Genomic DNA, 13,236 nt, shown 5'->3' with positions numbered 1-13,236 from the left:
CTGCCATGTCGAGCAGCCCTAGCCCCGCTCCCCGGCCCGCGCACCCGGCCCTGTCCATCGCCCTCGTCAGCGACGCCGCGCTCTTCCCGCCGGCCGCCCTCCCGATGGCCGACGCGCTGTCCGCCCACGCCAGGCACCGGTCCGGGCCCCATGCCGATGTCGTCGGGCCCTTCCTCGTGGGCGTGCCCGCGGTGACCGACCTCGTCGCCGCACTCGATGCGGGCTCGCCGGCTCCCCCTGCCGTCGGCCTGGTCGCGCGACCCGGGACCGCGCTCGAGGACATCGCCGCGGCCTTCGCGACGCTGCGCGGTGAGGGGCGCACCCGCCTCGTGTCGATCGACATGGCGTGGCAGACGGGCTGGCGCAGCATCGACCCGGGCGACCTGCCCATCCACCTCGAGGTGGGTCGCGGGGCCCCCGACGCGGCCCTGGCCGACATCGCGTCGGCGAGCGACTTCGCCGACGTCCGCGCGAAGTTCCGCACGGGCGTCACAGCCGACTGGGCCTGGCCGGACGCTGCAGAGCTGGCGGCCTTCGTCCTCGCTGCGGGACGGCACTACGTCCCCTTCGTCCTCACGGGAGGGCTGCACCACGTCGTGCGGGCCGACCACGCGGTCGACGGCACGGCTGATCCCCAGCACGGCCTGCTCAACGTGCTCGTCGCGGTGCACGCGAGTGCTGGCGGCGGCGACGCTCAGACGGTGCGCGACCTGCTCGAGGTGCGTGAGGTCCAGCCCCTCGCCGAGATCGTCCGCGGCTGGTCCGCGTCCGACGTCGCCGCGGTGCGAGCGGCCTTCGCCGGCTACGGCTGCTGCGACGTCACCGACCCGATCGGCGAGCTGGCCGAGCTGGATCTGCTCAGCTCGAGGTAGCGGGGGGCTGCTTGCCCCTGACCACCTGGGTGCCCGCGATCTTGTCGTGCAGTGCCTGACGCCGCTGGTCCTTGATCGGCCACACGAGATCGGCGATCGCGACGAAGGACGTCAGGTAGCTCACGAGCGGGATGACCGAGAAGACCCCGATCGCCAGCGGCAGCAGGGTGCGCATGAAGGCCGTGCCCACGCCGAGACGGCCCAGTCGGTCCGTCGACCTCACCGACAACCCGAGCGCCATCTTGCCCGGCGTCGCGCTGCGGGTGCTGAGGAAGCCGACGTGGTAGACCGCCTGGACGAGCAGGGTGATGCCCAGTGCGATGAAGAAGAACTTCCAGTCCAGCATGCCGACCAGCTGCTCGGGGGTGAGCGACTCGACACGCTCGGGCTGGTTGGCCATCGCGGCATCCCAGGCCAGGGACAGGTAGTCCTTCATCCACAGCCACCAGCCCCACCCGGCGAAGACGGCGTAGAGCACCGCCAGGATGATCCAGTCGATGAGGTAGGCCCCGACGCGCGCACCGTACGAGGCGAGCACCTGGCCGTCGGCCGTCGTCGGCTCGGACGCCAGGGCGTAGGGGGTGCCGTGGGTGGCCGTCCCGTAGGGAGCCTGGGTGGCCGGTCCGGCCACGTGCCCGGTCGGTCGACCGAAGACGTCGGTGCCCGAGCCGGTCGATGCGGGACCGGCTGCGTCTGCGCCGTGGGCGCCTGACGGGTCCGTCGTCGCGGCCGGCGCTGCCGAGGGGGCTCGGCGCGGCACTGTGCGGTCGCTCCAGATGATCCCGTCGAAGTACCTGAGCAGGGACTCGTCCTCCGGGTCGTCGTACCAACCGGCGCGCTCGGGGGTGCTCATGCGCTCACGATCTCACGTCGCGCTGGGCGCGCCGACGCACACCCAGCACGAGCAGACCCACGACGAGCAGCACGGCGACCACCGTGGCGACCACCGGGGAGCGCGCAGCCGCCGACAGCCATGCCTGCGCCGCTGCCAGACCGACGCTCGCGTAGAGGGCCGCCCACAGGATCGAGCCGAGGGTCACCGCCGGCAGATAGCGGCGCAGCGGCATCCGGGTGATGCCGGCCGTCGCGTTGACCGCGGTCTGGACACCCACCGTGAGGAAGCACAGGACGACGGCCAGCGGACCCCAGCGGTGGACCAGTCCCTGGGCCCGCGCCCAGCCCGCCGACGGCTCCCCCTCGAGCCGGCGCCAGCGCCGCGTGCCGGCAGCCGCCCCACGACCGATCCAGTAGGTCGCATTGGCGCGGAGCATCACGATGACGAAGAGCCCGACGAAGGTCGGGACGAAGTGGGACCAGGTCACGCGGCTCCTTGGTGAGTTCACCTCAACCTATCGGGCCCCCACGACGAAGGGAGCGACCCCCCAAGTGGTGGGCCGCTCCCTTCGCTCGGGGGTGCTCGGTGACGTCTCAGAGGTTGCCGCGCTTGTCCTGCTCGCGCTCGATCGACTCGAAGAGGGCCTTGAAGTTGCCCTTGCCGAAGCCCAACGACCCGTGCCGCTCGATGATCTCGAAGAAGACCGTGGGGCGGTCGCCGAGGGGCTTGGTGAAGATCTGCAGCAGGTACCCGTCCTCGTCCCGGTCGACGAGGATCTTGCGGGACTTCAGCTCCTCGATCGGCACCCGGACCTCGCCGATGCGCGCGCGCATCTCGGGGTCGTCGTAGTACGCGTCCGGGGTGTCGAGGAACTCCACGCCCTCGCGGCGCAGCTCGTCGACGGTGCGCAGGATGTCGTTGGTGGCCAGGGCGAGGTGCTGGGCGCCGGGGCAGCCGTAGAAGTCCAGGTACTCGTCGATCTGGCTGCGCTTCTTGGCGATCGCCGGCTCGTTGAGCGGGAACTTCACCCGGTGGTTGCCGTTGGCGACGACCTTGGACATCAGCGCCGAGTAGTCGGTGGCGATGTCGTCCCCGACGAACTCGGCCATGTTGACGAAGCCCATGACCCGGTTGTAGAAGCCGACCCACTCGTCGAGCTTGCCGAGCTCGACATTGCCGACGATGTGGTCGAGGGCCTGGAAGAGCCGCTTGGGGGCCCCGTCGCGCTTGACGAAGGAGGAGGTGCGCTCGACGTAGCCGGGCAGGTAGGCGCCGGCGTAGGTCTGGCCGTCGATGGTGCGCTGCACGAGGGTGTGTCGCGTCTCGCCATAGGCCGCGATCGCGCCGATGCGCACGGACCCGAGCTCGTCGGAGACGGTCTCGGGCTCCTGCACGACGGTCGCTCCGGCAGCCCGGGCCTGGGCGATGCACTTGTCGACGTCGGGGACCTCGAGGGAGATGTCGACGACGCCGTCACCGTGCGCCGTGTGGTGGGCGATGAGCGGGCTGTCGGGGCTCACCGCGCCCTTGATGACGAAGCGGATCGAGCCGGACGTCAGGACGAAGGCCTTGTGGTCCCGGTTGCCGTTCTCCGGGCCCGAGTAGCCGACGAGCTGCATCCCCCAGGTCGACTGGTAGTACTGCGCTGCCTGGGTTGCGTTGCCGACGACGAAGACGATCGCGTCCCAGCCCGTCACCGGGAAGGGGTCGGCCTCCTCGTCGTACGCCACGAGCCCGACGAGCTGCTTGAGCTGGTCGAGGTCGAGCTGGGCCTCGCGCTCCTGCCTGGTGAGTTCAACCGCGGTGTTGGACATGGCGTCAGGATGCTGCCGGCGACCCAACATGCGCAACAGGGCCTCATGCCGGTGCACACGGTGCGCAATCTGTTGCCTCACACCGTCCTCACCGGCGACAATATGACCATGAAGGTCAGCGAACCGCGTCCGCCGGTCATCGACGAGCTCGACGCCCGCCTCATCGCGCTCTTCTCCGAGCGCCCGTCCATCGGTGTCCTCGGCGCCTCCCGCGCGCTCGGCGTGGCCCGCGGCACGGTGCAGGCGCGGCTCGATCGACTGCAGACGAAGGGGGTGATCCGCACCTTTGCCCCGACGGTGGACCCAGCGGCGCTGGGGTACCCGGTGACGGCACTGTGCACCTTGGAGATCCGGCAACGGCTGGGCCATCAGGCGGTGGTCGACCACCTGCTCGCCATCCCCGAGGTGCTCGAGATCCACTCGACGACGGGGATGGGCGACCTGATCATCAGGATCGTCGCGACCGACAACGCGGACCTGGGCCGGGTCATCGACACGATCATCGACGACACCCACGTGGTGCGCGCGAGCACCTCGATCGCGCTCGTGACGCACCTGGAGATGCGCACCGCCCCGCTCGTCGAGGCAGCGGCCCACCGCGCCTGACCGATCGGCCCCTGAGACTCAGACGCGAACGGCCCCTGAGGAGCTTGCGCAGCAAGCGTCTCGAAGGGCCCCTGGCGAGTGGACGTGGACGGTCCCTGAGGAGCTTGCGCAGCAAGCGTCTCGAAGGGCCCTCAGATCTTGTCGGCGAGCAGCAACCAGGCGAAGAGGACCGTACCGATCGTCAGGCCGACGTGCGCGACCTGCGAGAGCCACGGCCCACGTGTCCAGCTGTCACCGGCGAAGTCGACCGCGTGACGAGACCTCGGGCGTCGCCAGCGCGCGAGGAAGCTGAGTCCGATGAGCGAGGCGATGATCAGCGCGAGGATCGCGAGCCACGTCGCCATGGTCGACTCGTGGATGTCGAGCAGACGCAGGACGATCAGGCCCAGTCCGATGACGAGCGTGATCGAGTGGAGGTTGAGCGCCCAGTCCGAGAAGTCGACCATCCCCTCCTGGTTGCGGGAGGCCCGCAGACGCAGCGGCGTCAGGACGAGCACGAGGGTCGCCAGTGCCACGAGGATCCACGCGAAGACGGTCATGCCCCCCATGATGCCCGCCCTGCGGCTCGGATAGGGGGAGGCGTGCGGTTCAGAAGGACAGCAGGCAGGTCACGACGCCGCCGACCATGAGCACCGCCGGAAGCACCATCGGCAGCGCAGGGGTCACGTCCACGATGGTTGCGGGCTCGGACCGACGCACCTGCCGGATCATGCGATGGCCCCGAACATCAGCGGCGCGAACCAGAAGGCGCACATGCCGAGCACGAAGGCGAAGCCGTTGTGCTCGTCTGCCCAGGCGCTGCGCCAGAAGTCCCCCGCCCGCATGCTCTCAGGCGATGATTGCGTTGTTGGTCATGAAGGCCACCCAGGTGGAACCGACCACGAGCACCCCACCGAGGACGGAGACGCCGATCCTGCCGCCGTCGCTCGCGAGCCGGCGACGTCTGCCGACGAGCACGAGCACCCCACCGAGGATCGCGACCGGCACGCCGGCCAGCATCCCCCACATCTCGGCGCCGACCGCCAGAGCGACAAAGGCCACGGAGAGCAAGATCGCGAGGATGACGAGGACCACGGTCATGATCGCGATGCGGACCTCGAGGGACAGCCCGCTGCCGTCCATCACTTCTTCCCCACGAACCAGCGCCGGATCCGATCGATCCGCTCGGTGACCTGCTCGCTCGTTGCCTGGGCGAGCTCGGGTCCCCCGCAGGCGCGTCGCAGGTCCATGTGGATGTTGGCGTGCGGCATGCCGGACTTCGTCGCATAGGCCGCGACCAGCTTGTTGAGCTCCTTGCGCTGGGCTGCCAGGGCCCGGTGCGCGGCGATCGGTGCGTCGTCGTCCTTGCGGGTGCGGCCCGTGCGCTTGGACTGCTTGGTCTGGCGCTCGCTGAGCAGGGCGTGCACCTGGTCCGGCTCGAGGAGGCCGGGCAGGCCGAGGTAGTCCTGCTCGTCCTCGGACCCGATCTCGGCGTGCAGGCCGAACTGCTGCTTGTCGTAGAGCACGTGGTCGAAGTGCGCGTCGGACTCAAGTGCCTCGAAGGACCCGAGCAGGTCGTCGCTGGCGCCGTCGCTCCGGTTGGCGGCGGCGAGCATGCCATCCTCCTCCGACCACAGCGGGGCCTCGTCCTCGCGGGCCTCCGGCCGGTCGAGGGCGTGATCGCGCTGCTCCTCGAGCGTGCCGGCGTGGGCGAGGATGATCGGCACGCTCGGCAGGAAGACGCAGGCGGTCTCGCCGCGCCCACGGGCCCGCACGAAGCGCCCGACGGCCTGCGCGAAGAACAATGGCGTGGACGTCGAGGTGGCGTAGACGCCGACGCACAGCCGAGGGACGTCCACGCCTTCGCTCACCATGCGCACGGCGACGAGCCACCGGGAGGTGCTCGCGGAGAAGTCCTCGATCTTCTGCGACGCGCCGTTGTCGTCGGACAGGACGACGGTGGGCTTGTCCCCCGTGATCTCGGTGAGGATGCGCGCGTAGGCGCGGGCCTGGGTCTGGTTGGTCGCGATGACCATCGCGCCGGCGTCGGGGACGCCGCGGCGCACCTCGGTCAGGCGCTTGTCGGCGGCGGCGAGGACCGATGGGATCCACTCCCCCTTGGGGTCCAGCGCGGTGCGCCACGCCTGCGCGACGAGGTCCTTGGTCATCGGCTCGCCCAGCCGGGCGGCCACCTCGTCGCCGGCGCGGGTGCGCCACCGCATCGCCCCGCCGTAGGCCATGAAGAGCACCGGCCGCACGACGCCGTCACGCAGCGCCTCGGCGTAGCCATAGGTGTAGTCGCTGCTGGAGCGCAGGATCCCGTCGTCGCCGTACTCGTAGCCGACGAAGGGGATGGGGTTGGTGTCGGAGCGGAAGGGGGTTCCCGTCAGGGACAGCCGCCGGACGGCCGGCTCGAAGGCCTGACGGATCCCGTCACCCCAGGACTTGTTGTCACCGCCGTGGTGGATCTCGTCGAGGATGACGAAGGTGCGCTCGGCCCGGGTGCGGCTCTCGTGGACGGACGGGCGTGAGGCCACCTGTGCGTAGGTGACGGCGACCCCGTCGTAGTCGCGCGAGGTGACCGCCGTCGAGTTGGAGAACTTGGGGTCCAGATGGATCCCGACGCGGGCCGCGGCGTCGGCCCACTGGGTCTTGAGGTGCTCGGTGGGCGCGACGACCGTCACGCTGGTGATCTCGCCCGCAGACAGCAGCTCGGCTGCCACCCGCAGCGCGAAGGTCGTCTTGCCGGCCCCCGGCGTCGCCACCGCCAGGTAGTCCCGTCGGCCGCTCTCCAGGTACCCCTTGAGGGCCTGCGCCTGCCAGGCACGCAACGCTCCGGCGGTACCCCACGCTGCCCGCCTCGGGAAGGCGGGTGACAGGTTGGAAGCAGCAGACTGACTCATCGCAGGGCCACTGTAGATCGCCGCGGGGACAGGACCGAATGGCGACCTGCCCAGCCGCCCGACGCCCGGGCGATCAGGGCCGTGCGTCCATGGACACCATGGTCTGCAGACCCGTGCCCAGCTCACCCCGGGCATCGGCCAGCGTCGTGTGGACGGTGCCGCCGTGGCCCGGGCTGGCCAGTGCCTGGGAGTCCATCCGGATCCACTCCCCCTCGGGGTCGCGGTCGAGGGCGACGTGCAGGTCGCAGTTGATGTAGGTGTGCCGTCGCGGGTCGAGCGTCAGGGTGATGCCGCCGCCGGAGTCAGCCAGCACGAGGGCGCGCTGCCAGCCGGTCGGCTCCTCGCCCTCGACGAGCGGGACGAGCTGTCGACCCCACGCCAGGGTGACCCCACCGGTCCCCACGCCTCCGGAGACGACCCGCCACTCGATGGCCTTGAGATAACCGTCCTCGTGGGCTCCCGGCATCTGCAGATGTCCCGAACCGCTCGCCTGCGGCACCGGCTCCACCGTCGCAGGGCGACGACCGGCCAGGTGGGGGAAGTCGTCGGGAGCTCGCGTGATGCGCCACGCCCGAGCGACCGCTGCAGGACGTCCGTCGACGCTGGCCGTGGCCTGCAGCAGCTGCATGGAGCGGCCACCTCGCAGGACCTCGGTCGCGATCGTGAGCGGGCGCACCGGGATGGGGCCGAGGATGTCGAGCCGCACATCGGCCAGACGTGTGCCGGGAGCGGGCTCGTGCTGCTCCATCGCGCGGGCGAGCAGGGCTGCCGGTGGGCCGGCGTGCTGCGCGTGCGGGCTCCACGGTCCGGCAGTGGAGGGAAGGGAGTCGAAGGTGCGATCGTCGAGCTGACGGTAGAAGGAGCTCATCGGCTGGGGTCAGCCCTCGTCCCCGTCACCGTCCTGCGGGGCGCGCAGGCCGTCGTAGATCTCCTTGCAGATCGGGCACACGGGGAACTTCTCGGGGTCCCGCCCGGGGACCCACGTCTTGCCGCACAGCGCCTTGACGGGCTCACCCGACAGGGCGCTCTCGAGGATCTTCTCCTTGCGGACGTAGTGGCTGAACCGCTCGTGGTCACCGGGCTCGACCAGCTGAGGCGTCGGCTCGGTGCGCTCGAGGAGCGACGTCGACGTGGAGGGGCCACCGGGCTCGGTGACCGGGGAACCGGGCTGGGTGGGGTCGGCAGGCGTGCTCATGGTCACCATCGTAGACACCCCGGGTCAGTTGAGATCCGGGTCCACCGGGTACGTCGACACCCAGCCCAGGGTCCCGCTCTGACGGCGCAGGACGCGGCGCCACAGCGTGGCAGGATCCTCGTCGAAGATGTCACCCACCTCGCTGTCGACGACGTACCAGCCGCCGCTGGCGCGCTCGTCGGCGAGCTGGTCGGCGCTCCACCCGGCGTACCCGGCGAAGATCCGCAGCGCACTGACCTGGGGCCAGATGATCTCCTGCGGCGAGTCCAGGTCCACCAGCGAGATCGCACCGAAGAGCCGCTTGACCCCGGGCGGCTCCTCGGCATCGCCGGGCAGGCCGGCGAGCCCGATCGCGGAGTCGAGCTGCACCGGCCCACCCTGGAAGACACGCTGCGGCAGGCTCGACCCTGCCTGCCACCCGGGCAGGACCTCGTCGATTGAGGTGTCGAGCGGCTTGTTGAGGATGACCCCCTCGGCGGTCGTCTCGTCGTGCTGCAGCACCAGGACCACGCTGCGGGCGAAGAGGTCGTCCGTGAGGTCCGGTGTCGCCACGAGGAGCCGACCGGCGAGCGAGGTGTCCATGCTCAGACCTTAGTCGCGGGAGCGACCCCGGTAGCCACCCTGGCGACCGCCGCCACGGTTGCCGCCACGGTGGTCACGGGCGCCGCGAGGGCCGCCGGTGCCCGAGTGACGACGGGCCGGCCGCGGGTCGACGAGCTTGCGGAAGTCGGCGTCCGAGATGGGCTGACCGCTGGGCTCGATCGCTCCCATGTCCGTGAGGACCTCGGCGTCGAGCTCGGTCTTGATCGGCCGGGCCTCGAGGCCCGCCTGGGCAGCCATGCGGGTGACGTCCTTGCGCTGGTGCGGCAGGACGAGGGTGACGACACTCCCCTTCTCGCCCGCGCGAGCGGTACGACCGGCACGGTGGAGGTAGTCCTTGTGGTCGGCCGGCGGGTCGACCTGCATGACGAGCGTGACGTTGTCGACGTGGATGCCACGAGCCGCGACGTCCGTGGCGACGAGCACCGGGAGGGTGCCGGTGCGGAAGGCACCGATCGTCTTGTTGCGGGAGGACTGGGTCAGGCCACCGTGCAGCGGTGCCGCGGCGATGCCCTCCTCGCGCAGCTGACCGGCGATCCGCTCGCACCCGAGCTTGGTGCGGGCGAAGATCACGGTGCGGCCGGAGCGGGCCGCGATCTTGGCCGTCATCTGCTTCTTCACCTGCGGCTCGATGAGGAGCAGGTGGTGGTCCATGGTCGTGACGCTGGCGCCGACGTCATTGGTGTTGTGGGTGACCGGGTCCGTCATGTACCTGTCGACGAGGTCGGACACACCCCGGTCGAGCGTCGCGGAGAAGAGCAGCCGCTGACCGCCGGGCGCGCAGTCGTCGAGGATCCGGGTGACGGAGGGCAGGAAGCCCATGTCGGCCATGTGGTCGGCCTCGTCGAGGACGGCCACCTCGACCTCGTCGAGCGTGAGCGCGCCGCGGTCGAGCAGGTCCACGAGGCGTCCCGGGGTGGCGACGAGGACGTCGACGCCCTTGTCGAGGGCCGCGGTCTGGCCGGTGTAGGACAGGCCACCTGCGACGAGCTTGATCCGCAGTCCGCAGACGTGGACGAGGGGCTCCAACGAGTCGCTCACCTGCATCGCCAGCTCACGGGTGGGGACCAGGATGAGCGCACGCGGCTTGCGGCTGCGGGCGCGACCCCCGGCGAGGCGGGCCAGCATCGGCAGACCGAAGGCCAGCGTCTTGCCGGAGCCGGTCTGGCCACGGCCGAGCACGTCCTTGCCGGCGAGCGCGTCCGGCAGGGCTGCTTCCTGGATGGCGAAGGGAGCGGTGATGCCGTCGCGGGCCAGCCGCTCCACGAGCACCTCCGGCACACCGAGTGCGGCGAAGCCGTTGTCCTGCGCGACCTCGACCGGACCACTCACCGAGGTGCGGGCGGAGGAGGTCCAGGTGTCGGCCTCCTGGCGCAGCGCCTCAGGGTCCTCCGTCTGGTCGTGGCGGGGTGCGAAGCCACGGCGGTTCTGCTCGCGCTCGAAGCGCGGCGCCGGACCGCGTCGGGAGTCGTCACCGTCGCGCTGCCAGCGCGCGGGGCGGCCACCGGTCTGCTCCCGGTCGAAGCGAGGGGCCGGACCCCGGCGGCGGTCGTCCGAGCCCGAGCGGCGCTCGACGCCACCACGGCGCTCGTCACGACGCTGATATGCGCCCCGCTCGTCACTGCGGTCGTCACGACGCTGGAAGCCACCACCACGACGGTCATCACCCTGGCTGTCACGACGCTGGAAGCCACCACCACGACGGTCATCACCCTGGCTGTCACGACGCTGGAAGCCACCGCGGTCGCTGGTGCGGTCATCACGACGCTGGAAGCCACCGCGGTCGTCGGTGCGCTCATCACGTCCCTGGTAGCCACCGCCACGACGGTCATCGCCCCGGGTGTCACGCCGCTGGCCCTGGTAGCCCCCGCGGTCCTCGCGACGCTCCCAGGTGCGCTGCCCGCGGTCCTCGGTGCCGTCTCGGCGCACCCGCTTGGGGCGCTCGCCGCCGGTCGCGTCCTCCCGCTCACGCCAACGGTCCTTGGAGCGCGGCGGTGCGTCAGTGGGCGCCTGGCCTCGGTGGTGGGCCTTCTTGGGGCCCTTGGGGTTGGACTTCTTCGCCGTGTTCTTCTGGGCAGTGGTCCAACGGGGCTTCTTCTTCGCAGGCACAGGTGATCCTTCGTTCTTCTCCGAAATGGGTAAACCCGCACACAAGGGCGCGGGCGACATCTCAGGTCGGAAGCGAACGTGCGAGTTTCTAAGTGCGGCGACGCCGGAGTCGCCGAACCACTAATAGTACCCCTATTGACGAGAGCCCGACACCGACGAGATCGGCCACGACGTCCCACGGGTCCCCCGACCGGCGCGGCAGCACCACGTGCTGGATGACCTCGCTCACAGGTGCGTGCACCGCGACCAGGAGGGCGACGACGGGCCACCACACACGCCGTCCCAGGCCGGCGACGAGCACCGGTAGCGCGAAGACGAATGCGTGAACCACCTTGTCGCTGTGCGGGATCGGCGACGGCGGACCGGGAACCTCGGGCGCATAGAGGACGACGAGCTGGACGACGACGGCCATGCTCAGGGCTACGGGGACCAGCAATCTGCGGGTCGTCAGGGCAGGCACCGGGCCAGCACAGCACACCAGCCTTGGGCTTTCGTCGGTGTCTCGGCCTACAGTTGAGTTCATGAGCAAGATCACCGACCTCGATCTCGACAGCTTCCGCTCCGCCGTCACCGGCGAGGGGACGGTCATCGTGGACTTCTGGGCCAGCTGGTGCGGACCGTGCCGCCAGTTCGCCCCGGTCTTCGAGGCCGCCGCCGACAGCCGCGACGACGTCACCTTCGCCAAGGTCGACATCGACGACAACCCCGACCTGGCCTCGCTGGCCAATGTCTCGTCCGTACCCACCCTCATGGCCTTCCGCGACGGCATCCTCCTGCACCAGAGTGCTGGCGCCCTGCCCAAGGCCCAGTTCGAGCAGCTGCTCGACGCGGTCGCGGCCGTCGACATGGACGAGGTCAAGGCGCAGGTGGCCGCCAACGAGTCAGCGGGCTGACCTCCCTTCGCCGATCCTCACGTCGAGGGGTGGGGTGGCGCACCGGGCCGACCTGTGGTTGCGTGGTGGACCACCCACCAAGTGGTGGACCACCCACCAATCAGGAGGACTCCATGGGTATCGGTGACAAGATCGAGAACGCGAAGGACCAGCTGGCCGGCAAGGCCAAGGGCGCGGCTGGCGACGCGACCGACAACGAGCAGATGCAGGCCGAGGGCGAGGCCCAGGAGACCAAGGGCGACCTGAAGGCTGCCGGCGAGAAGGTCAAGGACGCCTTCAAGTGATCGCTCGGGGGCTCACGGTCGCGGCCGACCTGCGCCCCCGAGTACCCCCGAGTGATCAACGCTCGGAGCCTGCACCAAGGCACGCCGAAGGGCGGGACCGTTGCGGTCCCGCCCTTCGGCGTGGCCCCTGAGGCGGTTGCGCGGCAACCAGCTCGAAGGGTCGGTACGTGACGTGCCCACGATGGTGGAGGTGGCGGGAATCGAACCCGCGTCCACTGACAGACGAACAGGACTTCTCCGGGTGCAGTGCGCTGTGGATTTTCTCGGCCCCGGGGCTCGCGCGCACACGTTCCCCGACAGGCCCAGTCGCGTTGAAGTCCCACAGTGCCCCGCGACAAGACACTGCAGCAAGATCTCTAGCTGACGCTGGGAACTAGGTCGAGATCAAACCTAGGCCAACGGACTTCGGGCTCGCTCAGGCGGCGAGGGCGAAGTCGGTGCGCTTGGAATCGGCACCTATTGGTTTGCACGGAGCGTTTACGAGATAACCGTGCATCCTCGACCCGCTTCCCCTGAAGGACCGGCCAATGTCGAAACCGATCACCCCCATGGGGTGGACACGTCACGCTGTTGAGTTGTGCTCTCAGTATCCCCTCAACAGCGCGAGGGGCCAAACGCATTCCCGGGGCTACTCGCGACCGCGACCGAAGATGGCCCGGTCGGTCTCCCGACGATCCTGACGCTCACGCAGGGCATGCCGCTTGTCGTACTCACGCTTGCCGGTCGCCACGGCGATCTCCACCTTGGCGCGGCCGTTCTTGAAGTACAGCGACAGCGGCACGATGGTGCGGCCACTCCCTTGGACCTTCACCGCCATCTTGTCCAGCTCGGAGCGGTGGAGCAGCAGCTTGCGACGGCGGCGCGGGGTGTGGTTGGTCCACGTGCCCTGCACGTACTCGGGGATGTGCACTCCCTCGAGGTAGAGCTCATCCCCGTAGAAGATGGCGAAGCCGTCGGTCAGGCTGGCCCGACCCATGCGCAGCGCCTTGACCTCGGTCCCCATGAGCGCCAGTCCGGCCTCGTAGGTGTCCTCGATGATGTAGTCGTGGCGGGCCTTGCGGTTGCGCGCGACGACGAGCTCGCCCTGGGCGGTCTTCTTGGCCATGGTGCTCCCCCTTCGCAGGTCCGGTGTGCTGACGGGTCACG

Annotated in this window: 16 protein-coding genes and 1 other RNA gene; 4 read left to right on the top strand and 13 right to left on the bottom strand. The window is 70.1% G+C overall.

Annotation, left to right across the window (positions count from 1 at the left end; all coding sequences use genetic code 11):
* The first annotated feature begins 5 nt into the window (after positions 1–5).
* Entirely contained in the window at positions 6–872 is an 867-nt protein-coding gene (locus EXU32_RS03610) for a hypothetical protein (protein WP_130628670.1), read from the top strand.
* Here EXU32_RS03610 and EXU32_RS03605 read toward each other — a convergent pair.
* The 3 genes from EXU32_RS03605 to hppD all read right to left on the bottom strand — a co-directional run bounded on the left by EXU32_RS03605 (position 859) and on the right by hppD (position 3,521).
* Positions 859–1,725: an RDD family protein gene (locus EXU32_RS03605; protein ID WP_130631033.1), complete on the bottom strand. Its 867-nt coding sequence runs from the start codon at positions 1,723–1,725 to the stop codon at positions 859–861. The genes EXU32_RS03610 and EXU32_RS03605 overlap by 14 nt on opposite strands.
* A 4-nt stretch (positions 1,726–1,729) precedes the next feature.
* Positions 1,730–2,194 (bottom strand): DedA family protein, encoded by a 465-nt coding sequence (locus EXU32_RS03600; RefSeq protein WP_130628669.1) that lies wholly within the window; start codon positions 2,192–2,194, stop codon positions 1,730–1,732.
* Positions 2,195–2,300: 106 nt separating this feature from the next.
* Positions 2,301–3,521, bottom strand: coding sequence for a 4-hydroxyphenylpyruvate dioxygenase (gene hppD, locus EXU32_RS03595; RefSeq protein WP_130628668.1), 1,221 nt, complete (start codon positions 3,519–3,521; stop codon positions 2,301–2,303).
* Positions 3,522–3,629: 108 nt separating this feature from the next.
* Between hppD and EXU32_RS03590 the strand changes: the two genes are divergently transcribed.
* Positions 3,630–4,127, top strand: coding sequence for an Lrp/AsnC family transcriptional regulator (locus tag EXU32_RS03590; protein ID WP_130628667.1), 498 nt, complete (start codon positions 3,630–3,632; stop codon positions 4,125–4,127).
* A gap of 131 nt (positions 4,128–4,258) precedes the next feature.
* Here EXU32_RS03590 and EXU32_RS03585 read toward each other — a convergent pair whose 3' ends face one another.
* The 8 genes from EXU32_RS03585 to EXU32_RS03550 all read right to left on the bottom strand — a co-directional run bounded on the left by EXU32_RS03585 (position 4,259) and on the right by EXU32_RS03550 (position 11,373).
* A complete protein-coding gene (locus EXU32_RS03585; RefSeq protein WP_130628666.1) occupies positions 4,259–4,666 on the bottom strand; it encodes a hypothetical protein in 408 nt (135 codons plus the stop codon).
* A gap of 289 nt (positions 4,667–4,955) precedes the next feature.
* A complete protein-coding gene (locus tag EXU32_RS03580; RefSeq protein ID WP_130628665.1) occupies positions 4,956–5,249 on the bottom strand; it encodes a hypothetical protein in 294 nt (97 codons plus the stop codon).
* Entirely contained in the window at positions 5,249–7,009 is a 1,761-nt protein-coding gene (locus EXU32_RS03575) for a DEAD/DEAH box helicase (RefSeq protein ID WP_130628664.1), read from the bottom strand. The genes EXU32_RS03580 and EXU32_RS03575 overlap by 1 nt, the downstream gene beginning before the upstream one ends.
* A gap of 73 nt (positions 7,010–7,082) precedes the next feature.
* Positions 7,083–7,877 (bottom strand): thioesterase family protein, encoded by a 795-nt coding sequence (locus EXU32_RS03570; protein WP_130628663.1) that lies wholly within the window; start codon positions 7,875–7,877, stop codon positions 7,083–7,085.
* A gap of 9 nt (positions 7,878–7,886) precedes the next feature.
* On the bottom strand, positions 7,887–8,204 hold the full coding sequence (locus tag EXU32_RS03565) for a DUF3039 domain-containing protein (protein WP_130628662.1): 318 nt from the start codon (positions 8,202–8,204) through the stop codon (positions 7,887–7,889).
* A 24-nt stretch (positions 8,205–8,228) separates the two neighbouring features.
* Positions 8,229–8,786: a YqgE/AlgH family protein gene (locus EXU32_RS03560; RefSeq protein ID WP_207233870.1), complete on the bottom strand. Its 558-nt coding sequence runs from the start codon at positions 8,784–8,786 to the stop codon at positions 8,229–8,231.
* Positions 8,787–8,795: 9 nt separating this feature from the next.
* Positions 8,796–10,913 (bottom strand): DEAD/DEAH box helicase, encoded by a 2,118-nt coding sequence (locus EXU32_RS03555; RefSeq protein ID WP_242612871.1) that lies wholly within the window; start codon positions 10,911–10,913, stop codon positions 8,796–8,798.
* An 88-nt stretch (positions 10,914–11,001) separates the two neighbouring features.
* Entirely contained in the window at positions 11,002–11,373 is a 372-nt protein-coding gene (locus EXU32_RS03550; RefSeq protein ID WP_242612870.1) for a VanZ family protein, read from the bottom strand.
* Positions 11,374–11,434: 61 nt separating this feature from the next.
* On the opposite strand from EXU32_RS03550, the gene trxA reads away from it, so the two are divergent.
* On the top strand, positions 11,435–11,806 hold the full coding sequence (gene trxA / locus EXU32_RS03545) for a thioredoxin (protein ID WP_130628660.1): 372 nt from the start codon (positions 11,435–11,437) through the stop codon (positions 11,804–11,806).
* Positions 11,807–11,919: 113 nt separating this feature from the next.
* Positions 11,920–12,090 (top strand): CsbD family protein, encoded by a 171-nt coding sequence (locus tag EXU32_RS03540; RefSeq protein ID WP_130628659.1) that lies wholly within the window; start codon positions 11,920–11,922, stop codon positions 12,088–12,090.
* Between the two features lie 182 nt (positions 12,091–12,272).
* Here EXU32_RS03540 and ssrA read toward each other — a convergent pair.
* Together ssrA and smpB are read right to left on the bottom strand one after the other, a co-directional pair.
* Positions 12,273–12,638: a transfer-messenger RNA gene (gene ssrA / locus EXU32_RS03535) on the bottom strand.
* Between the two features lie 80 nt (positions 12,639–12,718).
* Positions 12,719–13,195, bottom strand: coding sequence for an SsrA-binding protein SmpB (gene smpB / locus EXU32_RS03530; RefSeq protein ID WP_130628658.1), 477 nt, complete (start codon positions 13,193–13,195; stop codon positions 12,719–12,721).
* Between the last annotated feature and the right edge of the window lie 41 nt (positions 13,196–13,236).

The organism is Janibacter limosus (assembly GCF_004295485.1).
Classification (GTDB): Bacteria; Actinomycetota; Actinomycetes; order Actinomycetales; family Dermatophilaceae; genus Janibacter; species Janibacter limosus_A.
The sequence above is the reverse complement of the archived record's forward strand: the minus strand, read 5'-3'. Positions and strand labels throughout refer to the sequence as shown.